The 22,340-nt window shown below is 59.6% G+C and carries 21 protein-coding genes, 2 tRNA genes and 1 riboswitch; of the genes, 8 read left to right on the top strand and 15 right to left on the bottom strand.

Features of this window, described 5'->3' with window-relative positions; genetic code table 11:
• Positions 1-86: 86 nt before the first annotated feature.
• From DBAC_RS17015 to DBAC_RS18180, 4 genes are all read right to left on the bottom strand, one after another.
• On the bottom strand, positions 87-1,091 hold the full coding sequence (locus tag DBAC_RS17015) for an energy-coupling factor ABC transporter ATP-binding protein (RefSeq protein WP_015775563.1): 1,005 nt from the start codon (positions 1,089-1,091) through the stop codon (positions 87-89).
• Positions 1,088-1,777, bottom strand: a complete 690-nt coding sequence (locus DBAC_RS17010; RefSeq protein WP_015775562.1) for an ABC transporter permease — start codon at positions 1,775-1,777, stop codon at positions 1,088-1,090. The genes DBAC_RS17015 and DBAC_RS17010 overlap by 4 nt, the downstream gene beginning before the upstream one ends.
• Positions 1,778-1,908: 131 nt before the next feature.
• Positions 1,909-2,781 carry an ABC transporter substrate-binding protein gene (locus DBAC_RS17005; RefSeq protein ID WP_015775561.1) on the bottom strand — a complete coding sequence of 291 codons (873 nt, stop codon included), beginning with the start codon at positions 2,779-2,781 and terminating at the stop codon, positions 1,909-1,911.
• A gap of 89 nt (positions 2,782-2,870) precedes the next feature.
• The gene (locus DBAC_RS18180; RefSeq protein WP_015775560.1) at positions 2,871-3,443 is read right to left on the bottom strand and encodes a FlgO family outer membrane protein; all 573 of its coding nucleotides are present in this window, start codon (positions 3,441-3,443) and stop codon (positions 2,871-2,873) included.
• A gap of 109 nt (positions 3,444-3,552) precedes the next feature.
• On the opposite strand from DBAC_RS18180, the gene DBAC_RS16995 reads away from it, so the two are divergent.
• The 3 genes from DBAC_RS16995 (at position 3,553) to DBAC_RS19265 (ending at position 5,329) form a co-directional block, all read left to right on the top strand.
• Positions 3,553-4,272 (top strand): hypothetical protein, encoded by a 720-nt coding sequence (locus tag DBAC_RS16995; RefSeq protein WP_043811216.1) that lies wholly within the window; start codon positions 3,553-3,555, stop codon positions 4,270-4,272.
• Positions 4,272-5,027, top strand: coding sequence for a FlgO family outer membrane protein (locus tag DBAC_RS16990; protein ID WP_015775558.1), 756 nt, complete (start codon positions 4,272-4,274; stop codon positions 5,025-5,027). Before DBAC_RS16995 ends, DBAC_RS16990 begins: the two co-directional genes overlap by 1 nt.
• Before the next feature lie 152 nt (positions 5,028-5,179).
• Positions 5,180-5,329, top strand: a complete 150-nt coding sequence (locus DBAC_RS19265) for a hypothetical protein (RefSeq protein ID WP_015775557.1) — start codon at positions 5,180-5,182, stop codon at positions 5,327-5,329.
• Positions 5,330-5,407: 78 nt separating this feature from the next.
• Here DBAC_RS19265 and DBAC_RS16985 read toward each other — a convergent pair whose 3' ends face one another.
• From DBAC_RS16985 to DBAC_RS16935, 11 genes are all read right to left on the bottom strand, one after another.
• Positions 5,408-7,468: a ribonucleoside triphosphate reductase gene (locus DBAC_RS16985; RefSeq protein ID WP_015775556.1), complete on the bottom strand. Its 2,061-nt coding sequence runs from the start codon at positions 7,466-7,468 to the stop codon at positions 5,408-5,410.
• Between the two features lie 33 nt (positions 7,469-7,501).
• Positions 7,502-8,140, bottom strand: coding sequence for an anaerobic ribonucleoside-triphosphate reductase activating protein (locus DBAC_RS16980; protein WP_015775555.1), 639 nt, complete (start codon positions 8,138-8,140; stop codon positions 7,502-7,504).
• Between the two features lie 65 nt (positions 8,141-8,205).
• Positions 8,206-8,358, bottom strand: a riboswitch (cobalamin riboswitch).
• 89 nt (positions 8,359-8,447) lie between these two features.
• Positions 8,448-9,674 carry an MFS transporter gene (locus DBAC_RS16975; protein ID WP_015775554.1) on the bottom strand — a complete coding sequence of 409 codons (1,227 nt, stop codon included), beginning with the start codon at positions 9,672-9,674 and terminating at the stop codon, positions 8,448-8,450.
• A gap of 9 nt (positions 9,675-9,683) precedes the next feature.
• The gene (locus tag DBAC_RS16970) at positions 9,684-10,799 is read right to left on the bottom strand and encodes an acyltransferase family protein (protein ID WP_015775553.1); all 1,116 of its coding nucleotides are present in this window, start codon (positions 10,797-10,799) and stop codon (positions 9,684-9,686) included.
• Positions 10,800-10,938: 139 nt separating this feature from the next.
• Positions 10,939-12,174, bottom strand: coding sequence for a menaquinone reductase integral membrane subunit QrcD (gene qrcD, locus DBAC_RS16965; RefSeq protein ID WP_015775552.1), 1,236 nt, complete (start codon positions 12,172-12,174; stop codon positions 10,939-10,941).
• Positions 12,167-12,937, bottom strand: a complete 771-nt coding sequence (gene qrcC, locus DBAC_RS16960) for a menaquinone reductase iron-sulfur cluster-binding subunit QrcC (RefSeq protein WP_015775551.1) — start codon at positions 12,935-12,937, stop codon at positions 12,167-12,169. Before qrcC ends, qrcD begins: the two co-directional genes overlap by 8 nt.
• Before the next feature lie 41 nt (positions 12,938-12,978).
• Complete coding sequence (gene qrcB, locus DBAC_RS16955; RefSeq protein ID WP_015775550.1) at positions 12,979-15,039, bottom strand: menaquinone reductase molybdopterin-binding-like subunit QrcB; 2,061 nt, start codon at positions 15,037-15,039, stop codon at positions 12,979-12,981.
• Between the two features lie 18 nt (positions 15,040-15,057).
• Positions 15,058-15,597 carry a menaquinone reductase multiheme cytochrome c subunit QrcA gene (gene qrcA, locus DBAC_RS16950; protein WP_015775549.1) on the bottom strand — a complete coding sequence of 180 codons (540 nt, stop codon included), beginning with the start codon at positions 15,595-15,597 and terminating at the stop codon, positions 15,058-15,060.
• Between the two features lie 197 nt (positions 15,598-15,794).
• Positions 15,795-16,358 (bottom strand): dTDP-4-dehydrorhamnose 3,5-epimerase, encoded by a 564-nt coding sequence (rfbC, locus tag DBAC_RS16945; protein ID WP_015775548.1) that lies wholly within the window; start codon positions 16,356-16,358, stop codon positions 15,795-15,797.
• A 302-nt stretch (positions 16,359-16,660) separates the two neighbouring features.
• A tRNA-Ser gene (locus DBAC_RS16940) sits at positions 16,661-16,751 on the bottom strand.
• 6 nt (positions 16,752-16,757) lie between these two features.
• Positions 16,758-16,853, bottom strand: a tRNA-Ser gene (locus DBAC_RS16935).
• A 165-nt stretch (positions 16,854-17,018) separates the two neighbouring features.
• Between DBAC_RS16935 and DBAC_RS16930 the strand changes: the two genes are divergently transcribed.
• From DBAC_RS16930 to lysS, 5 genes are all read left to right on the top strand, one after another.
• Positions 17,019-18,311 carry a homoserine dehydrogenase gene (locus tag DBAC_RS16930; RefSeq protein WP_015775547.1) on the top strand — a complete coding sequence of 431 codons (1,293 nt, stop codon included), beginning with the start codon at positions 17,019-17,021 and terminating at the stop codon, positions 18,309-18,311.
• Positions 18,311-19,501 carry a cofactor-independent phosphoglycerate mutase gene (locus DBAC_RS16925; RefSeq protein WP_015775546.1) on the top strand — a complete coding sequence of 397 codons (1,191 nt, stop codon included), beginning with the start codon at positions 18,311-18,313 and terminating at the stop codon, positions 19,499-19,501. The genes DBAC_RS16930 and DBAC_RS16925 overlap by 1 nt, the downstream gene beginning before the upstream one ends.
• Positions 19,498-19,911: an acyl-CoA thioesterase gene (locus tag DBAC_RS16920; RefSeq protein ID WP_015775545.1), complete on the top strand. Its 414-nt coding sequence runs from the start codon at positions 19,498-19,500 to the stop codon at positions 19,909-19,911. Before DBAC_RS16925 ends, DBAC_RS16920 begins: the two co-directional genes overlap by 4 nt.
• Positions 19,912-19,917: 6 nt before the next feature.
• Complete coding sequence (locus tag DBAC_RS16915; RefSeq protein ID WP_015775544.1) at positions 19,918-20,748, top strand: amidohydrolase family protein; 831 nt, start codon at positions 19,918-19,920, stop codon at positions 20,746-20,748.
• 79 nt (positions 20,749-20,827) lie between these two features.
• Positions 20,828-22,336 carry a lysine--tRNA ligase gene (lysS, locus tag DBAC_RS16910; RefSeq protein WP_015775543.1) on the top strand — a complete coding sequence of 503 codons (1,509 nt, stop codon included), beginning with the start codon at positions 20,828-20,830 and terminating at the stop codon, positions 22,334-22,336.
• The last annotated feature ends 4 nt before the right edge of the window (positions 22,337-22,340 follow it).

The raw sequence follows: 22,340 nt of genomic DNA, 5'->3' as shown, positions 1-22,340 counted from the left end.
AAAGAAATTTTCCCGCCTACGCGTCTCAACGCTTCACGCCCAGCGTGAACCGACGACCCGCCCGCTTCCGCGCGCCCCAGCCGCTCTCAAGACCCCGTAAAACACTCCACAGCCGCAGCCGGAATCTCCGCCTGAACCAGCGCCCCGATCTCAAGGCCTGCGCCCCAAAACTCCTTCAATCCCATCTGCACATGCAACGGCCTTCCCAGATCGACGCTCAGGCTGACCATATCGCCCTCAAGCCGAACCCGGGTCAATATTCCCCGATTCAAGCCGGGTGCGCTCGCCACACTCAGGCGCACCACGCCCGGTTCGATGACCACCCGGCCCCGGCCCGGTCCGCACTGTGGTACCGGCACCCGAAAGCCCGCAGCGATGCGGCACCAGGTCTGTCCGTTGTCGTCCACGAACTGCCCGGCGTAGGAGTTGCTCAGCGGACGCGCGGCGAGACGGCCGTCTTCCAGATAAATGACCTTGGGGCACAGCGCCGCAGCCTGGGAGCGGTTGTGGGTGCAGAGCACGATGGTGGTATCACCTCGGTCGCGCAGATCGGCCACGATCTGCTCGATGATGACCCGGTTCTGGGTATCGACACTGGCCGTGGGCTCGTCCAGGAGCAGAACCTTGGGACGGCTGGCCAGAGACCTGGCTATGGCCACGCGCTGAGTTTCTCCGCCCGACAGGCGCGGAGCATAGCTGCCGGCCAGGTGGGCAAGGCCCACCAGATCAAGGGCCTCGTCGACCAGGCGTTCGCGCCGGGCCTTGTCCACTCCTCGGATGGTCAACCCGTAGCCCACATTCTCGCGCACGCTGCGGCTGAACATGACCGGATGCTGCTCCACCAGCCCAACGTTGCGGCGCAGGGCTCGGAGCGCGGATTCTTTCCAGAACACGGGGCCGCCCTCGAAGCGGACCTGGCCCTGATGCGGAGCATTCAAAAAGGAAAGGATGCCGAGCAGGGTCGATTTTCCGGCCCCGTTGGGTCCTTGCAGAGAATAGGCCTCGCCCTCTTCGATATTCAGCCGCGGCAGATCGAGCACCACCCGGCCGTCATAGGCAACGCGCACATCGCGCAGCTCGAAAAGACTCATCGTTGCGTCCTCCCCTGTGCGTAGCCCAGCAGCACGTTCACGGCCAGACTGATGGCCAGCAGCACAATGCCCAGGCCCAGGGCAAGGACGAATTCGCCCTTGTCGTATTCGAGGGCCATGGCCGTGGTCATGGTCCGGGTGAAGCCCTTGGCGTTGCCGCCGAGCATCATGGAGATGCCTATCTCCGAAATGACACGGCCGAAGGCGGCCACGATGGCGGCCATGATGCTGAAACGGGCCTCGCGCAGGACCACCAGCGCGACCTGCCAGGGAGAAGCGCCAAGGGTCAGCGCCGTACGGCGATAGCGGTCGTCGATGCGGCCCACGGCGGCAATGGTGAAGGCGATGACAATGGGCGTGATGAGGATTATCTGGCCGAAGATCATGGCCTTTTGCGTGTACAGCCAGCCCAGGGAGGCGAAAACGCCGCGCCGCGAAAGCAGGGAATAGACCAGAAGGCCAATGACCACGGTCGGCAGCGCCAGCATGGTATTGAAAAAGGTGATGACGGCCTGCTTGGCGCGAAAACGCCCGACCCCGATCAGGAATCCCGCAGGAACACCAAGAATGCACGCGGCCGCGGTGGACCAGAAGCTCACGTTCAAAGACACGCCGACGATGTGCAGGAGCTCGGCATCGAACTCAAACAACAGCTTCAGCGCGGCCCAAAGACTATCAAAAAACATGCGGCCCCCGAATCAAGAAGGCATTGAAAAAAAAAACGGCCCGCTGCCAGAGCGGGCCGTCGCAAACCTCAATTTGAGCCCCCGAGACAAAAAAACCTGGCCCGGGATCGGTTCTTCACATCCGCTCGAAGCTACTTTGCGTCTGGAAAGAAGAGCTGCTTGTCAAGGAGTTTGTAGTCGCCGATGACCTTCTGACCGCGCTCGGACACCAGCCACTTGGCGAAGGTGTCGGCCAGGTCGAAACGGACATGGGGGTGCTTTTCCGGATTGACCGGGATAACGCCGTAAGGATTGAAGAGCGTCTTGTCGCCTTCACTTATGGGCACAAGATCCAGCCCCTCCGGACGGCCGTACTTGTACTGAACGTAGGTGCCGCGATCCGTGATGGTATAGCCTTGCTTCTCCTCGGCGAAGGTGAGCGTCTTGCCCATGCCTTGGCCGATGGACATGTAATTCTTCATCCCTTCCGGATGGACGGTTTTGAAGGTCACTTCCTTGCTCTTGGACTTGAAGACGGTGTCCTCTTCCTTCAAGGGCAACCCGCTGGACTTCCACAGTTCCTGTTCCTTGGCGTGGGTGCCGCTGTCATCGCCACGGGACACGAACACAGCCTGCGACATGGCGATCTTCTTCATGGCTTCAGTCGCGTCGCCACTCTTGGCCCCGGCCGGGTCCGCCTCGGGTCCGATGAGCAGAAAATCATTGTACATGACGTAGTAGCGTTTGGTCCCGAACCCGTCGGCCACGAATTTTTCCTCGCGGGCCGGATCATGCACGAAGATCACGTCCACATTCCCGTCCACGCCATCGCGGATGGCCGCACCCGTACCCTTGGCCAGAACCTTGACCTCAATTCCCGTGTCCTTCTTGAACTCCGGAAGCAGAATATCAAGCAGACCGGAAGACTGCGTGCTGGTCGTGGTGGACATGCTGAGCACCTTGTCCTGGGCCAGGCCCAGACACGGCACCGCCATCAAAACAATCAACACCAAAAGTTTCTTCATATTTCCTCCTGTTAAGTGAAAAATGACATACGAGCACACTCATATGCCAAATCAGACACAAGAACAAGAAGGAAGCGTCGCGTATTTGTTCAATCTAGGCTGGTCTTGACGGAAGCCCGAACCGGCGACCCGCTGGTTACGGCTTTCTTGGGACGCACATAGGGCAGGGTGAAATCCGAAGAGGCCAGAGCCACTCCGTCGCCCGTACGCAGCACCCGGGCGTTGACGTAAATTTGGCGCTCGATGACCGTATAGGTTCCGACCAGTACGGAATAGGCCTGCACATCGGTGTTGATCCGTGACAAATCCCGGGAAAGAGCGAGTACGCCTCCTTCGGGCAGCACCCGCAACTCATCGGAACGCAACTGGACCTCGGTCACGGAATACCCGAGCTGACTCAAGCGAGACGAAACCTGTTCCGAGAGAAGCCGCCCGAGATCATTGGTATTTTCCACATCGGTCGAGTCAACGAAGGATGCCGCAAGCATCGGATAGCCCGCGACTCCGCTGCCGGCAAGCTGCCGGTGCAAGTGATCTCCCGCCTTGTAGGACAGCGGGATGAGCGGCGGCGTCTTGGCGCGCGAGCCCACTTCATAAAAGGGGGGCAGCTGAACGCATCCGCTGATGAAAACGCAAAAAAACAGGAGAGTGAGCTTGGACATTACCGATCCTCCGGGAGAAAAATGCCTACCGCCGAATGCAGAGCATGCCGCGTGCCAAGATTTCCCCAATCGCCCTTAAGTTTTCCGGCCCGCGGCCGATACTCTGATCATGGAAAGAATCAAAATCAAGGACCACGCCATGCGCTTAGCAGCCCTGCTCACAGTGATGACCCTCGGCCTTATGGCCGGATGCTCTTCAGTCAGCGTCAATTCCGATCAATCATCGCAACTGGTCACGGCCCAGGCTCCCATTTCAAGCGGCTACCTGCTCACCACCCAGCCCAAGATGCAGGCCATGGCCCATTGGGATCTGCTGGCGGACAAGGTCGCCAAAAACTGCGGCAAGGCCCTTGATCATTTCTTCGCCGAGCAGGATGTACGCGTATATGTCGCGCCTCTTGGCACCACGCCTTTCGCCAAGGCCTACAGGGAAGCCCTGCTGACACACCTGGTCGATTACGGCGTCCCCGTGTCCTTTGTTCCCGAAGGGGCCGCCGTCCTTGAGGCCAATTTGGAACTTGTCACGCACCGCCGTGTCCTGGACAGGACGGCCAAAGGTTTGCGCCGTGCTCCGGAACCGGGCTTCAGGCAAAGCAAAAACAGCGCCGGACTGTACGAAACCGTGCCTGAAGTGGGCGAGGAAAGCGGATATTTTGACGCACCCACCCCTGACTCGGAAGTTCAGATCAATTCAGCCCTCGTCCATCAGGGCGCGTACCTGTACCGCGATTCAAGCATTTTCTACGTAAGCAGCCCCGACTGGGCCCACTACCAGCTGCGGGCGCCGCAGGGCGGCGTGGAACTCAAACGCTATTCCCTGGTGAACTGATGATCCGCCGAGCGCTCTTCCTGATTTTTCTGCTGTGCGCCCTGCCTGTCTCCGGGAAGGCGCAATGCGGCGCGTCGCGCATCGACATGCTGTGCGACGCCCTGACTGCGAGCCTGATCTCCAACCTGCAAGTCCGCCTGGACCGCTCCGGGCTGATCATGACCGCGCCCTTCGCGGACCTGCACGACGTCACGACCACATCCCCCCTGGGGCGGATCCTGGCCGAGGAGATGGGCAACTCCCTCACCAATCATGGGTACCGCCTGGCGGACACCCGCGTGTTCATGCCCACGCCCTACTCATTAAAGCAGCAGGGCGAGACGGCCCTTTCCTCCGCGCCTGATCAGGCAGGAGCCACGAACGGACTGCAGACCATGCTGACCGGAACCTATGCCCTGGTCGACGGGGGCCTGCGCATCTCTGCGCGTCTGGTCCAGCCTGCGGACCACGCGGTCCTCGCCACCGCCAGTTGCCGCCTGCGCGTGACTGAAGAGATCCGCGCACTGCTCACCGCCTCTTCGCCCGCCCCCGCAGCCCCTGCACTCCCGGCCGTGCTCCTCGATCTCAAGACCAAAGCCGACGCCAAACGCGTGCAGCAGGCCCTGGCCGCGCAGGGGCTCTACAAAGGAAAAATCGACGGCATCTGGGGCAAGAGATCGAGGGCCGCCCTGGCACGCTTCCGCGCATCCATGGCCATGCCGGCCACTTCGAACTGGGATCCGGCCACCCAGGCCGCCCTGCTGCCCGCTTCCTGACCCGCACACGACCCGGGTCCCAAAAAATCGACACTCCTATCATAACAATCGTCAGCATTTTGCTTGACGAACAGACTTTTCGCGCCTAGCTAGCTTTCGTTTCAAAATTAAGTTCGTAAAATTTACCATATTTCTGAATACAGAGGTACGCCATGCGTGAAATCACATTGTTCCTGCACTCTCAAAAAATCCAGCGCCCCAAGCCGATCATCTCCACCGCGATCACGAGCCTGGCCGGCGGCCTGCGCTCCGCGCTGGGCTTCTTGAACGGTTTGCGCCGCTCGGGACTGAACGAAAAATAAAGCATCCCCGACCCGCAAACGCGAAAACGGCCGGACTGTCATGCAGTCCGGCCGTTTTCGCGTTGAAGCCTGCGCTCTTTATTGCCCGAAGCAGGAGGCCTGGGAATACTCCACGCGATCCTTGTACTCCGACTGCTTCCCGCGATTCCACATCTTGACCGGGCGGTAGTAGCCCACCACGCGGGTGTACACTTCCGTCTCCTGGCCGCAGTTCGGGCAGGTGATCTGCTCGCCTGTCAGGTAGCCGTGATCCTTGCAGATCGAAAAGGTCGGCGTGATGGACACGTAGGGGATCTTGGTCTCGGTCAGGGCGCGCACCAGAAACGCCTTCAAAGCCTGAGTGTCCGGCACGGACTCACCCAGGAAACTGTGGAACACAGTGCCGCCGGTATACATGGGCTGCAGCCGGTTCTGGTGCTCCAGAGCGGAAAAAATGTCTGTGGTATGCCCCACCGGAAGCAGGGTCGAGTTGGTATAGTAGGGGACCCCGTTTCCAGAGGCCTGGATGTCCGCATACAGTTTTTTGTCGATCTTGGCCAAACGGTAGCTGGTCCCTTCGGCCGGAGTGGCTTCAAGGTTGTAGAGGCTGCCCGTCTCTTCCTGAAAACGCACCGTGATCTCGCGCAGATGTTCCAGGGTGCGGATCATGAGCCTCGTCCCGGCCTCGGTATCGATACCTTTGCCCAGCAGATTCAGGCAGGCTTCGTGGCCGCCAAGGATTCCGATCGTACTGAAATGGCTGCGAAAACCATTTTTAAGATAGCGGCTGGAGAAAGGGAACATGCCCTTGTCCATGTTGTCGGTGACCATCTTGCGCTTGAATTCAAGAGAGTCCTTGGCCAGCGAGGCATACTCGCCCACCAGATCCAGGAAGTCTTCCTCGCCCTGGGCCAGATAGGCCAGCTTGGGCAGATTAAGCGTCACCACACCGATGGAGCCCGTCAGATCCCCTGCGCCGAAAAGACCGCCCGTGCGTTTGCGCAGCTCGCGCAGGTCCATCTGCAGGCGGCAGCACATGGAACGCACGTCCTCGGGCTTCAGGTCGGAATTGATGAAGTTCTGAAAATACGGGACACCGTATTTGGCCGTGAGCTTGAGGAGCAGCTCGCCAACCTCCGTTTCCCAGGGAAAATCCGGGGTGATGTTGTAGGTCGGAATGGGGAAGGAAAAAATCCGTCCGTGATAATCGCCGACCAGCATGACCTCCAGGAAGGCCCGGTTGATCATCTCCATTTCGGCCGCATACTCGCCGTAGGTGCTGTCCTGCAGCTTGCCGCCGATGATGACCGCCTCCGAGGCGATATGCGCAGGCGGGGCCAGGTCGAAGGTCAGGTTGGTGAACGGACTCTGCCCACCCCAGCGCGAGGTCGTGTTCAGGTTGAACACGAACTTCTGCATGGCCTGTTTGACCTCGTCGTACGTCAAGCTGTCATGGCGGACCAGCGGGGCCAGATACGTGTCCACGTTGTTGAAGGCCTGGGCGCCGGCCCATTCGTTCTGCAACGTGCCAAGAAAATTGACCATCTGTCCCAAGGCCGCATCAAAATGCTTGGGCGGCCCGGAAGAGCAGCGCCCTTCGAGATTGAAGCCCTCCAGCAAAAGGTCGCGCAGGGACCAGCCCGCGCAGTAGCCGGCCAGGCCAAAAGACAGGTCGTGGATGTGAAAATAGCCGTGCTCGTGGGCCTGCCGCACTTCCTCGGGATATTTCTCCAGGGAGTAACGGGCCTGCACGGAACCGGACAGATGCAGCATCAGTCCCTGGAAGGAGTGGGCCATGTTGGCGTTCTCACTGACGCGCCAGTCGGATTTGTCCAGGTAGCTGTCGATGGTCTCGGTCACGTCCAGAAAGGTTTCCGTCTGGCTGCGGATGGCCCTGCGCTTCTCGCGGTACACGATGTAGCGCCGTGCGACCTGATAAAGCCGGGACTCCATGAGGACCTGCTCGACGGTGTCCTGAACCAGCTCCTGCTCGGGCATGGCCTCGGCTTCAAGTTTGGACTCGACCTTTCCGGCCAGACGCTTGGCCAGGATGGGATCCTTGATGCCGCTGGCGTTGAGGGATTTCAAAATTGCCTGGGCAATCCGGTCCACAGACCAGGATTCAACACGTCCATCACGTTTCACAATCTGCTGAGGCATGAATACTCCAATAAAGTTCGGTCGAATTGAGAATCAGGAAAAATCGTCACAGCTTCGAGGAGGCACAAATTCCTGGAAATGCAAAGGCAGCCCTTGCGGCATCTGGGCCTGGGTGGTCTCCAGATCCTCGGGAGTCAGGCTCGGCACCTTGGTGCAGCGAAAATAGACCCGGCCGGGATACGCCTGGGCCAGATCGAAAACATCTCCCAGCGCGTCACAGGCCGCATCGGCGTCCATGGCCTGCCCGGTCAGTTCAGGATACATTGACCAGGGTCCTTTGACGTCCACGGCCACGGACTGGACAAGTCCGGCCTCAAGCACACGTGCCAGGACACCCGGCGCGGAGCCGTTGGAATCAAGCTTGACCGGCAGGCCGGTCGAGGCCAGGTCCGCAAGCAGATCATCCAGGTCCGTCAAGCAGGTCGGCTCTCCTCCGGACAGGGTGATCCCGTCCAGCCAGCGTTTGCGGCGACGCAGATCGGCCAGAACGACCTCCCGGTTCAGATTCGGCAGCGATGCCCATTTCCAGGCCAGGGAAGCGTTGTGGCAGGTCGGACAGCGCAAATTGCAGCCGCCGGCAAAAAGCACGCACGTGATTTTGCCCGGCCAGTCGCAAAGACTCACCGGCACCATGCCGCGCACGCGTTCCCATGAAGGAATCGTGTCAGTCATGTTCGCTCGTAGTTGTGGTGACGTTTTTCTGAACAACTCAACGCCCTGCATCCGCGTGCAGAGGGTTAAGAGAATTGCTTCAGGCGGGTTTTCTGGCTTGCCCCGCATGCGGCTTCTCCCAAAGGGGATCGGCTCGGGCACGCAAAATCGGGGTTACAGTGGCGGGACCGCCCCGGACTCGCACCGGGTTCCCTTGCTCCTGAAGTAGTTTCGCAGAACAGGTTAAGTATTAGGACATCAAGGCATCGGGATCAACCAAAACCTTTTCCACAGGGGTGTGTCTCGTGTGTGGAAGACGAAACCAGCCCTATGAATATGCATGGTTATGACGCAAAAAATTTCGCGCGGCCACGGGAAGAGCCAGCGCGAAAAATCCGGCCAAGACGTAAAACGTGGTCGACAGACCGTGGCTGTCGGCAAGCAGACCCACCAGCGGACCCGTGAGCACGAACCCCAGACGGAAAGCCAGACTGTGCAGAGACAGAATGCTGGCCCGATTCGCCCTGCTGCTCAAAGCCTGCAATCGCGAGCGCATGAGCGGCCCCTGCAGCCCGCGCATGGCCGTAAGCAGATAGTAGAACAAAAAGCCGCCCACGGCCGTGATGGTTCCAAGTCCCAGGTACGCGACGACGATCAGCGCGAAGAAAAGAACCTGCATGCCCGCCACGCCGACCTTGCCTTCAACCCGGTGACTGTTCGCGGCCGCTAGGGCCACAACCAGATTCGCCCCGGCCCAGGCAGGGCCGAACCATGTCACGGGGACCCGGCACTCCTGCATATACGGCTGAATGAGCCAAACCATGTAGAAAGAAGCCAGACCGAGCAGCATCCCGTTCATGATGGTCGCCCGGATGGCCGAGCTCTCCCGAAAGGCGAATCTGCACACGCGCAACGCCTCGGCCAGATGTGACACCACCGGCCCGCCGCTCTCAGCCTTGGGTTCCCTCAGACTCAAACACAAGCCCAGGGCCAGAGTCCAAATCCCGACCTGGGCCACAAAGGGCAAGAGCGGCCAATGCGCGTACATGAGTCCGGCAAAGAGCGCGCCCGCGGCCTCTCCTCCTTGAGCCCATCCGACCATGCGTCCGTCGCAGCGGGTGTACAGATCCACCCTGTCTTCGGCGCGCAAGGTCTCAAAAAGCAGCGCCGTGTCCGACCCGCTGATAAAGGCGTAGGAAACGCCCAGCAGCAGCTCCGCGACCAGCACGCCCCAGAAGGTCGCCGCGAGCAGATACCAGCCCCATCCGACAATACCGAAGACGCAGGCCACTATCAGCGCCCAGCGATAGCCCAGGCGGTCGCTGACGTATCCGGACGGGTACTCCATGATCACGCTGGCCAGAGAGAAAAACACCTGCAGAGTCAAGATCTCGGTCAGGGTCAGACCAATCCGGTCCTTCCAGAACAGGGTGATGATGGCCATGGGGAAAAGAGTCATCTTCAGCGCCGCAAAGACATTGAGCGTCAGCAGCGTGCGGCGCAACCCCGCCGCGCGGGCCTCCGCACGCTCACTCCCCATCTTGCCGGGCAGCATCACGGCCCGCTACCCCTTGATCAAGGGGCCAAAAAAACGCCCTGCGGTACGCGGTTTGCCCACCAGTTGGGGCACGGCGATATTGAGCCCGTAAATGACCGGAAGACTCAGCCCAAAACTCACGAGAGTGACTAGGGCGCTCACAAAAAATACGCTCCAGCCGTCCGGAGGAAGGTTGGCGACGCTCCACGCGGCCACGGGAGCATTGACGAAATGGTAGAAGACCCCGTTAAGGCCAAGCAGTATGATGGCGTTGCGGCCGAAAAATGCGAGCAGGGAGACGTTGTGCAATACTCGCCCCAAAGCCAGGACCATGACGGACCCGGCCAAGGCGGTGAACGGAAACCACAGAAAATGGCCATGCCCCGAGAGCAGGATGATCACGGCCTGCAGATATCTGAAAGGGCCCTGATTGAGGTCATAGGTGAAATGAACCGCAGCCAGCGCCAGGGCAAAGATCGCAACGCCCGCCGCAGGCGAAATCCGCCCAGGGAGTCCGCCCCTGCCCAGCAACACACCCACAAGAAAAAATGCGTAAACAACGGGAACTTCATGCAGGAGCCAAAAACTCATGTTCTGACCGAAAAAGAAATAGTGCTCATTGAGGAGATAGCCGCCGACATAACAGACAACGGCCACCGCGATAATCCGCACGGTGGAGTCCAGATATGCCTGCACAAGGCGATGCAGGCATTCCACGCTGACCAAGCAGGCCACAAACCAGAGCGGCACGTTGAAAAGGGGAAAGCCCAGAACCGTGGACACGCCCGCCTGAAAATATCCCTGCGCGCTGGAAAGATCGAGCATGGGGAACCAGCCCGTGAACACCAGCGACAGGCCCGCCAGCACGATACTGAAGAAAAGATAGGGCACAATCCGGCTGGCCAGGGTCGATTGCACGAATTTTATGGCCGTCGGCACGCTGGGACGCGCGCCCTTCACCCAACCTGAAAGGATGAAAAAAAGGATCATGTGGAACGAGTAGATCCACTTGTACTGCACGGCGGCCGCAGGATTTTTGAGATACATGATCTGCTCGACGAAATGCCCGTAATAGACAAGCAAAAGTCCCAGCGCCCTGGCGACATCGATGGCGGCCTGCCGCCCGTTCTGCGCATCCTTCATGACACCTCCCTTTTCAGTCGGCTGCCGCATGTCCCATCATGATTCTTAAACAGCAACCAGGTTATGAACACAGATGCCAAGCATTTGTCATCCCAAAAAAAAAGGCCCCGAAGGGCCTTTTTAATTGAAACAATCATCTCTACTTATTGAGTTTCACTTCCTGGGGGAAGATCGGCAGATAGCGGTAGGAGATACTCATGACCAGAATTCCATAGGCGACGATCATGAGCGAAGTGGACCATTCCGCCCAGTTGGGAACGTATGTGGTCCAGCGGTCGAAAGGCATGACCGGGATGGCCAGAGCCTGGACCGTGAAGACGAAACGGTTGATGGTCACGCCAATGGCGGCCATGACGACAGCGCTGTACATGAGCCACGGACGATTGCGCACGGCGGGGGTGACCAGCATTGCGGCCGGGATCACGCCGAACCAGAAGAGTTCAAGCCACAGCAAAATCTTGCCGTATCCATGTTCGCTGCTGAACATCTCGTCAAAGGTCAGCCCCATGCCGGGCAGGATGCCCTTGGCCCAGGCGTAGGTGTCGATGATCTTGAAGAAGATGTAGACGCACAGAAGCAGGCCGGAGATCTTGCCGAGGAGCTTTTTGGTATCATAGCTGACCAGCTTGCGGCCGGTGATGCCTTCCATCATTGCGGAACACAGCATGGTGAAGCCGGGTCCGGCGGCAATGGCCGAGGAGATGAACAGGAAGAAGGTCCAGGGCCAGATGAAGAAGCCTTCGCGGAACACGAACGGACGGCCGAAGAGCACGCCGTACATGCCGCCCAGGGAACCCTGGTGGAAGAAGGACAGGAAGGTGCCGATGCCGGCGAAAAGCGGCATGTAGACATGGAAGTTGTGAGCCAGATGATGGCAGAACCTGTTCTGGTTGATCTTCCGGTTTTCCAGGATGATCGGCACATATTCGATGATCAGCACCGTGCAGTAGCAGGTGATGCAGAAGATGACTTCCGTCAGCATGGAGTGAACGTTCGGGTGCCAGTAGCCGAACCAGGCCCTGAGCGGCTGGCCGATGTCGAGCACCAGGATCAGCATGGCGCCGGAGTAGCAGAGGAACCCGACAATGACCGCCAGATTGATGATGTTTTTAAGCTCGTCGATGCGGACAATGTACCGCAGAAATCCGGAGAAGAAGGCTCCGGCGCCCAAGGCGATGACCGCCAGGTCAAAGGTGATCCACAGGCCGAACCCGAAATAATTGTCCAGGCCCGTAACGCCGATACCGGTTCCCAGGACCTTGAACGCGCCGTACCCTCCCCACGCGAGGAAGATGCTGATCACGCCCAACCAGGCCAGGAACTTCCCAACAGAACAACGCTCCACCCCTTCGGGCCAGTACGCTCTATCAGACATGTTCGCCCCCCTTGGCATTCTTCAGGTAATTGTCCCCGAGCTTCCTCACCCACTCACGCTTGGAATAATAATAGACCTGCGGGTCGGTGCCGAGTTTTTCCAGCAGGCGGAAAGCGTACTTGCTCGCGGCCAGCTTGCTGACTTCATGCTCGGGATTCTTCAGATCCCCGAATTTGATCGCACCCGTCGGGCAAATTTCGGCGCAGGCCGGAATGTATGCGTCCTCGGCCAGTTCCGTCGGGTCTTCGCCGTTCATGCGAGCCTGCTCTTTGGCAGCCATGAAACGATGATGGCAGAACGTGCATTTCTCGACCACGCCGCGCGGACGGGCAGATGCGTAAGGAGTCAGGACCTTTTCCATGCCTTCGGGCCAGATCGGATCAAACCAGTTAAAATAACGGGCATGGTACGGGCAGGCCGCCATGCAGTACCGGCAACCGATACAGCGGGGATAAACCTGACTGACGATGCCGCCTTCCTCGTCCTTGAGGGTGGCCACGACCGGACAGACCGTGGAGCAGGACGGACGACCGCACTGCATGCATGGCCGGGGCAGATAGGCGACCTCGTGATCGGGGAACGGCTTCTCGTTGGACAGTTCGTATATGTTCATCCAGTCGTTGGTGCGCAGTTTGTTGGCTGCATCGGCCTCGGGGGGAAGATTGTTCTCCGCCCGGCAGGCCACGGTGCAGGCGCCGCACCCGGTGCACTTGTCAAGGTCGACAAGCATGCCCCATTTTACTTTGAATTCTTTTGCTTGCATTGTGAATATCCTCTTATTTTCTCCAGGTGCTTAAGGAAGAGCTACGCCTTGCTGACAGTGACCCGCACCGTTGCGAACCGGGACAACCCAGTCTCTGTTTCGGTGTCGGCAGCCAGCAATTTGTAAACGTTATCTCCCTTGCCACTGGAGAAAGCATCCCATGCAGTATGGCCAAGACCCAGGGGGGCCACGACGGTATCGTTCATCACGCCTTCAAAAATGCGCACACGGGCCTTGCATTCCCCGCCGGAGCTGGCGAGTTTGACGGCATCGTCCTTTTTCAGTCCCAGATTCTTCGCCGTGGCCGCGTTGATCAGCACGTACATGTCGTTGCCGAGCATTTCATCAAAGCGGATGGCATTGGTGTTGAAAGGAGGAATGGCGATCTTGGAGCTGCCGATCTTGAGCCGCAGCACCGGGGCCAGCGCCAGGGTCTTGCCATCCTGGGCAGCCACGGCCAATTCCTGCAGGGGAGTCGTCCACAAGGCCAGATCCTGAGCCGGAAACTCTTCCGAAACCCAGACCGCGCCCTCGACCATCTCGTCGAAGTCGGCGCCCAGCGCTTCGGCCTTGGCCTTGACCACGTCTTCAAAAGTCTCAAAACCCAGATCCAGCTCGGCCTTGGCGGCCACGGACAAAAGAACGTCGCCCGCGGGCCTGGTGTCAAAAACCGGCTTGATGACGGGCGCGGCCACCGTATAGTTGGGCTGACCCGAACCATATGGGGAGTAGGCGTCATCCAGGCGTTCGAAAGCATAGCTGTCGGGCATGATCAGGTCGGCCATGGCCGCTGTTTCGTCCATGAACGAACTGAAGGAGACCACGAAGCCGGCCTTGTCGATGGCCGCCTGAGCCTTGACCAGGTTCGGCAGGGCATAGGCCGGGTTGGCGCCGTAGACCATGAGCAGCGCGGGAGCCTCGGCGCCGCCGTCGGCCACTGTGCTCAAGTAGGCAACAAGATCATTGGCGAGCATCGCCTTTTTGTCGGCTGCGGCCTCGACCACCTTGGGAGCCCAAGGCAGAATCCGCACACCACCGACCGTGTTGACGCGCTGCAGGAGCATGTTCAGGCTCATCCCGGCGGCAAGCTCGAAAGCGCCCAGACCCTGGCCAGCCTCAGCGGCCGTCAGGACCAGCGGACGTCCGGCCCGGACCAATTCCTGGGCCAGGCCCGTGATGGTCGCCGCCGAAACACCGGTGATTTCGGCCACCTTGTCCAGCGGATAGGATGTCTGCACAAATTTTGCGAAAGAAGCAAAACCGGGCCAGAATGAACGATCACGGTTCGTGCCGGCGATAACCGCCGCGATCCCCAGAGCCAGGACCGGTTCGGTGCCTGCGGCGCAGGGAATCCAGCTGTCGGCCACGGCGGAGGTCCCGTTCTGGGCGGGTCCGACGTAGACGAACTTGACTCCCTTCTCGCGACTGGCGGAGAAGGCCTTGCCGTTGCGAGCCACGTTGCCCCAGGAGCCCAGAGCGTCGGCGCCGAGCATGAGCACGTAGTTCGCGTTTTCGATGTCATAGCCGACCTGACCGTCTCCGCCGAGCATGGCCAGGGCCGCTGCTGCCGGGGCGCTCTCGCCGGGCATGAAAAAAGATTTATCCGAACCGGCCTTGCCGACCAGACCGGACAGCACGTCCGTAACGGAGCCGGTCTCGTCACCGCTGATCATGGCCATGCTCGCGCCGGCTTCCTTGATCTTCCCGGCGAGCAGCTCTTCCGCTTCCTCCCAAGTGATGTCCTTGAAAGAGGAGCCGTCCCTCAGTTTGGGGTTCTTGACCCGGGAAGGGCTGTAGAGAAGGTGCACGCTGGCCGCACCCAGAGGACAGATGCCGCCGAGGCTCAAGGGATGATCCGGATTGCCCTCGGCCGCGACAGGCCGACCGGCAATGGTCTTGACCTTGAGGCCGTAGGCGTCCGCGCCCAGCTTGCACAGCGCCGGAACCGTCAGCTCCTCGCCATACTGCAACCGCGGAATCCAGGGCCAGTTCTGTGTCCAGATGGACACGTCATCCAGGGTTTTCCATATTACGGGAGTGAAGAGGCTGCCCGCTACACCGCCAGCCACCAAAGAAATAAAGCTTCTTCTGTCGAGTCCCATCGTAAATCCACTCCTCTCTTATTTGTGGCAGACAAAACAGGCGTTGCTGGCGCCACTTTGGGCATGGCACTCTTCGCATTGCCACATCTTCATGGTGTCCTTGCTGTAGCCCGAAAGCCTGTTTTCATAGTAGACAGGCGGGGTGCTCATGTTGGCCACGTCCGGATGACATGATGTGCAGTCAAGTTCCTTGTGCGCGATGTGAGAGAAGTACACATTGTCCGGCTGTTTCTGATAACCCAGCCATTCAACTTCCTTTTCCTGCTGCACGTACTCGGTCACGTAGCGAGCTTCATCAGGATCTTCCCCCTGAACATCCTCATGGCATCCGACACAGTTCGCGTTGGTGGGCATGCCGGCGTAGGAGCCATCATCCCGAAACGCATGACAATCTTCACATGCCATGGCCTGATCTTCCACATGCACGACGTGATCGAACCGGATGGGTTGGGTCTTCTGACTGTACAGGACTTTGGGAAAGCCCCACCAACCAAGCACGATCGATGCCACCAAACCGACCAGGAATGGCAACACCACGCAGCTTTTGCATTTTGCCACAGTCCTCTCCTCCTACCGCGTTGAGATGAAATTTGAAAAAAGCAGACACGGAATAATTGCCCACCTGTATTCAAGAGGGTCGTCCCGTGTCAAGAGATAATGAAAAAAATCACGATCTTCCGCCGCAAGCTAACCCCCTCGCAACACATGAAAATTCACGGTCTGCGCGGGCATTACCATACCAATCTGCTCGGCAATCAGCCAGCGCCCTCCATGCGGAAGGGCGAACTGAAATCCGCAAGACACGGCAATCGCACGTCCTTGTCGGACATGATCGGCGGCAGGTCGGGCCAGTCAATGCCCAAAACGGGATCCAGGCACGAGATCCCGCCATCATGCTCCGGCGAGTAGTACTGGTCGACCTTGTAGAGAAATTGCGTGTCGGACTCCAGGGTCATGTACCCGTGCGCGAGGCCCGCGGGGATGAAAAGTTGTAAGAAATTCGCGGCCGAGAGGGTGAAGCCCTGCCAGCGGCCAAAGGTGGGGGAACCCGTGCGCAGATCGACCACCACATCGTACACAGCGCCCCGCCCCACCCGCACCAGTTTGGCCTGGGTCATCGGAGGGGTCTGAAAATGCAAACCGCGCAGCACCCCGGCCTGCGCGGAAAAAGCCTCGTTGTCCTGCACGAAATCGACATCCAGGCCGTGCGCGATCAGCTGGCGACGGCTGTAAGTTTCGCAAAAGAAACCGCGGTGATCTCCAAAAACCTTGGGCTTGAGCACGAGCACTCCGGGAATTTCGGTCCGGGTCACATCCATAATACGGCATCCTTATGATCAGTGTTGAGAGTGGTTTTTGACTATAGCAAGCGCAATCGGAAAACAATGCCGCCCCGAAACGCGGGTCGGCACGCCAAACCCAACAGACCAAACCCGCAAGGCTTCGGGCCGCTCATTCTCGCGCGGTGCATTGTGATTCACCTCAAACAATCGGCCCGGCCGTCACTTTCGCGCAGAAATAACAAAAGGCCCGACTGCAGAGCCGGGCCTTTTATCCGTTGGACGCGAAACCAAATAAAAAACCGCCGAAATCTTTGCGATTTCAGCGGAACACGTACTAATGGCGGAGGGTTAGGGATTCGAACCCCAGATGCCCGCAAAGGCATGCCGGTTTTCAAGACCGGTGCAATCAACCAGCTCTGCCAACCCTCCAGGGGATGGCGGAGAGGGAGGGATTTGAACCCTCGATAGAGGTTTAAGCCCCTATACTCGCTTAGCAGGCGAGCGCCTTCAGCCTTGCTCGGCCACCTCTCCGTCCGTTGAAGAAGTGGCTAGTTATCCAAAAGCACATGAGGCGTCAATAAAAAATGCCCCCGCTTTAGCGCCATTTGTCATTTTGACAGCGCGTGCAGGATGCGGCAAATAGCTTTTTTTTGCTCCATAATCTTTTTTCTCAATGCTTCGGCGTGGAGGAATTCCTTGAAAGACTCCGTCATCCATCTCGGCTTGGCCGGCCTTGGCACCGTAGGTTCCGGGCTCATCAAGATCATCCAGGAAAACAACGACTGGATCGTGCGCAGACTGGGCAAAACCCTGGCCGTCAAGACCATCATGGTCCGCGATCTGGCCAAACCCAGAAACGTCATCCCGTCACCGGGCACGACCTTCACCACCAGCATGGACGATCTGATCAACGATCCCGAAATCGACATCATCGTCGAGCTGGCCGGAGGCATCGAATTTCCGCGCACCCTGATCACCCGCGCATTGAACAGCGGCAAATCCGTGGTCACGGCCAACAAGGCGCTCCTGGCTCAGCACGGTCCGGAGCTTTTCGAGCTCGCGGCCAGCAAGGGCCTTGGTCTTTATTACGAGGCCAGCGTCGCCGGCGGCATCCCCATCATCCAGACCCTCAAAGAAAGCCTGGCCGGAAACCGCATCAAGGCCCTGACCGGCATTCTGAACGGCACGGCCAACTTCATCATGTCCGAAATGTCCGAAAAGGGAGAGGATTTCGCCACGGTTCTGGCCAAGGCCCAGGCCAAGGGCTACGCCGAGGCCGATCCGACCCTGGACATCGAGGGCATGGATGCCGCCCACAAGCTGGTCATCCTCATCCGGTTGGCCTACGGACTCGACTTCCCCTTGAGCAAGCTCACGGTGGAAGGCATTTCCAAGGTCGAGCAGTTCGACATCATCCTGGCCAAGGAGTTCGGCTACCGCCTGAAGCTCCTGGCACAGGTCCGTGACAAGTCCGGCATGCTCCACGCAGGGGTCTACCCGGCCCTGCTGCGCCAGGACCACATTCTGGCCAAGGTCGACGGCCCGTTCAATTCCATCCTGCTCGAAGGCAACGCCGTGGGTCCGGTCATGCTCTATGGACAGGGCGCAGGCGACCTGCCCACGGGCAGCGCCGTGCTGGCCGACATCCTGGCTCTGGCCCGCACCAACTGCGTGCCCAACAACACGGGCTTCCTGGAATCAAGGCTGCCCCAGGCACAGATTCTGGCCCCCGAACTGACCGTGTTCCGTCATTATTTCCGCTTCACCGTGGTTGACCGGCCTGGCGTCATGGCCTCCATCGCCGGGGTCATGGGCGAGTACAACATCAGCATCGCCCAGGTCGTGCAGCGCCAGTACGCGCCCAACGACGGCGTTCCCATCGTCTTCATCAGCCATTCCGCGCAGATGCAAAACGTGACCGCCGCCCTGGACACCATCAAGAAATTCAGCTTCGTGCTCGACCCGCCGGTGCACTACAGGATCATCTGATGTCAAAAACCGTTTTCCTGGTGGCCGACGGCATGGCCGGATGGCCCCTTGATATCCTGGGAGGACGCACCTCCCTGCATGCCGCCAGCACCCCGACTCTTGACCTGCTGGCTCCCAAATCCCGCTGCGGCCTCTGCCGGACAGTTCCCCACGGCATGCCTCCGGGTTCCGACGTGGCCAACATGAGCCTGCTGGGTTACGACCCGCAAACGCATCACACCGGACGCGGACCCATCGAGGCTGCCGCCCAGGGGCTGACCCTGGACCAGGACGATCTGGTCTGGCGCATGAATCTGGTTCGCCTGACCGAACTGACGGACGCGGGCGTGATGCTGGACTATTCCGCCGGACATATCAGCACCCCCGAGGCCGCCCCCCTGGTCGCCCGGCTGGCGGATATGGCCGGGGGCACCCCCTTCCAGGCCGTTCAGGGCATCCAGTACCGCCACCTCCTGGTGCAGCGAGGCGGGGCGCTGACAGACGCGGCAGAACTCGCCATCCGTCCACCACACGACATCCTGGACCAGAACATCGCCCAGGACCTTACCGCCTACGCATCCTTTCCGGAGATGCTCGCATTTCTGCAGACTGCTCACGAATACCTGCGCGCCGAGACGACCTCCGAGGCCACATCGGTCTGGCCATGGGGACAGGGACGGCCACTGGAACTACCCGCTTTTGCCGAGCGCTTCGGCCTGCGGGGGGCGGTGGTCTCGGCCGTGGATCTGGTCAAAGGCCTGGGCCGGGCCGCAGGCATGGAGGTCCTGGAGGTCCCCGGCGCCAACGGCCTCATCGACACCAATTACGAAGGCAAGGTTGAAGCGGCGCTGGATTTTCTCCAGCGCGGCGAGTTCGTTTACGTGCACGTCGAGGCCCCGGACGAGTGTGGACACATGGGCGACGCAGCACTGAAAAAGCGCGCCATCGAGCTTTTCGACCAGCGCATCGTGGCACCAATTCTGGCCGCCCTTGCGCATGAGGACGCGACCATTGTGGTCACCTGCGACCATTTCACCCCTGTCGCGCGCCGGACGCACACCGAGGACCCAGTGCCTTTCCTGATCTACCGGACGCAGGCACCCCGAACCGACGGACCAAACGTCTTCAATGAGGACACGGCGAAAGGTGCAGGCCTTTTCATAAATGACGGCCGCGAGCTGCTGACCTTCTGCCTCGGGCCGGACGCATGAAAGCCGACTTTCCACAACCCTCGTGCAGCCTCGCCCACCGCGTCTCGTACGGAGAAACCGACGCCATGGGCGTGGTCTATTACGCCAACTATCTGCACCTCTTCGAACGCGGCCGCAGCGAGCTGATCCGCAGCCTGGGTTTCAGCTATGCGACCGTGGAGGAGCGCGGCATCTTCCTGCCGGTGCGCGAAGCCGCATGCCGTTATCTCGCTCCCGCCCGCTACGACGAGATCATCCACATCCGCACCGGTCTGGCCGGTCAGTCGCGAGCCAGTCTCAGCTTTGTCTATGAAATCACCAATGCGAATCAGAGCGCGGTCCTGACCCGGGGTTCGACCCAGCACGCGGTGGTCAACGCCCAAGGCAAGCCTGTCCGCGTTCCGGACTGGCTCTCGGCCCTGTTCGGCTAGAGTCGCATGATCGACTGCCACACCCATGTTTTCCCGCCGAAAATAGCGCCCAAGCTTACCGCGGCCATTGGTCGCGACCTTGGGCTGCGGCCGGCCGGAGACGGCACGGCCGAAGATCTCATCCAGCACCTGGACCGTGCCGGCCTGTCCCATGCGCTGTGTTTTACCGCCGCCCTGCGCCCGGACCAGATGATTCCGGCCAATTCATGGATGCTTTCCTTGCGCCGCGCGCACCCGAGGCTCATCCCCCTCGGCACTGTCCACCCGGACCACCCGGCCTGGGAAGCCGAACTGGATCGCCTGGAACGAAACGGCATCCGGGGGCTCAAGATCCACCCCGACCTCACCGGCATTGCGCTGGACTCTTCCCGCTGGGATTCCCTCTGGGAAGCCGCGCAAGGGCGGTTCTCAATCATGATCCACATGGGTCCGGTCAGGGAGGCAGGCACGACCCTGTCCCGTCCGCGCGACCTGGCCATGGTCTTGAAACGTTTCCCGGACCTTACGGTCATCGCCGCGCATCTGGGCGGGCTGTACCTTTGGGAAGAGACCCTCGCCCACCTCGCCGGCCGTAATGTATATATGGATACGTCGTGCTGCCCGGGAGTCATTCCGGATTCGGCATTTGAGGCCATTCTGAAGCGGCATGACCCCGAGCGCATTCTTTTCGGCAGCGATTACCCCCTCTTCGCCCCGGACACGCAGCAAACAGCCTTGGCTCTGCTTTTGAACGCAGTCGGCCTGCCTGCGGAAAAGGTCTTCAAGAACGGGGAACGCGTGGCAAGAAGACTCCAAATCGGCGGATTTCCTGATCTAGCGCCACCTCCCGGGCATTGACTTTTCTTGACGACAGGTCCAATTTCCAATACCCGAATTAGCTTGTTTGACGCCTTTATTCCCGATACGGAGACTTTCCTTGACAAAAGATCAGACCAATGTCCCAAGCGAAAAGCAGCTGCTTCGCCACCGCAAGGAAAAGGCGCAGTTTCTGCTTGATGCGGGCATCCCTTTATATCCCAATGATTTTCGCCGCTCTGCAGAAATCGGCGACGTTCTTGAGGCGCATGGCGAAAAGGACGAAAACGTCCTCCTCCAGGAAAACCTGACCTTTGCTCTGTGCGGCCGGATCATGGCCCATCGTTCCTTTGGCAAGGCGACATTCTTTCATATTCAGGACACCAGCGGCAAAATCCAGGTTTACGCCCAGCGCGATGATCTTGGAGTTGAACAATATGGCGTGTTCAAAAAATTCGAAATCGGCGACATCGTCGGTGTCAGCGGCGCCCTTTTTCGCACCAAGACCGGGGAATTGACCATAAAATCCGCTGCGGTGCGCCTCCTGTCCAAGTCCATGCGTCCGCTGCCGGAAAAATACCACGGTCTGAAAGATGTCGAGACGCGGTATCGCCAACGCTACGTGGACCTCTTGGTCAACGACCGTGCCCGTGACATTTTCCGCAAGCGCACGGCCATCGTGCAGTTCATCCGCAATTTCCTGAACGAGCGCGGATTTCTGGAAGTGGAAACGCCCATGATGCAGCCCATCGCCGGCGGCGCCACGGCCAAGCCTTTCCGCACGCACCACAACGCCCTCGACATGGACCTTTTCCTGCGTATCGCTCCCGAGCTTTACCTCAAGCGCTTGCTTGTGGGCGGATTTGACCGGGTCTACGAGATCAACCGCAATTTCCGCAACGAGGGCATCGACACCCGCCACAATCCCGAATTCACCATGATCGAATTCTATTGGGCGTATGCGACCTTCGTCGACCTCATGGACCTGACCCAGGAACTCCTTGGCGATTTGGCCAAATCCGTCTGCGGGACCCATCTGGTGGAATATCAGGGCAATGTCATCGACCTTCAGGATGGCTGGGTGCGCATGCCTTTCCACGAATCCCTGGAAATCATCGGCGGCGTATCCCCTGAAATATACCGCGATTACGACAAGTGCAAAGATCTGGCCCAGAAACTGGGCGAGGCCGTGCACCCCAAGGAGAAGCTGGGAAAGCTCCAGGCCAAGCTCTTCGACAATCTGGTCGAGCCCAAGCTGATCCAGCCGCACTTCATTTATCACTATCCGACAGACATATCCCCCCTGTCCCGCAAGAACGATGCGAATCCCGAAATCACGGATCGATTCGAGCTGTTCATCTGCGGGCAAGAAATGGCCAATGCCTTTTCCGAACTGAACGATCCATATGACCAGAAGGATCGCTTCGAGGAACAGGTACGGGAAAAGGCCGCCGGCGACGACGAAGCCCACGCCATGGACGAAGACTACATCCGCGCCCTGGAATACGGCATGCCTCCGGCTGCCGGACAGGGCATCGGCATTGATCGGTTGGTCATGCTGCTGACGGATTCTCCGTCCATCCGGGAAGTCATCCTCTTCCCGCTGCTGCGGCCCGAAATCACCGGCTAGGCCC

It is taken from the genome of Desulfomicrobium baculatum DSM 4028 (assembly GCF_000023225.1).
Lineage (GTDB): Bacteria > Desulfobacterota > Desulfovibrionia > Desulfovibrionales > Desulfomicrobiaceae > Desulfomicrobium > Desulfomicrobium baculatum.
The sequence above is the reverse complement of the archived record's forward strand: the minus strand, read 5'-3'. Positions and strand labels throughout refer to the sequence as shown.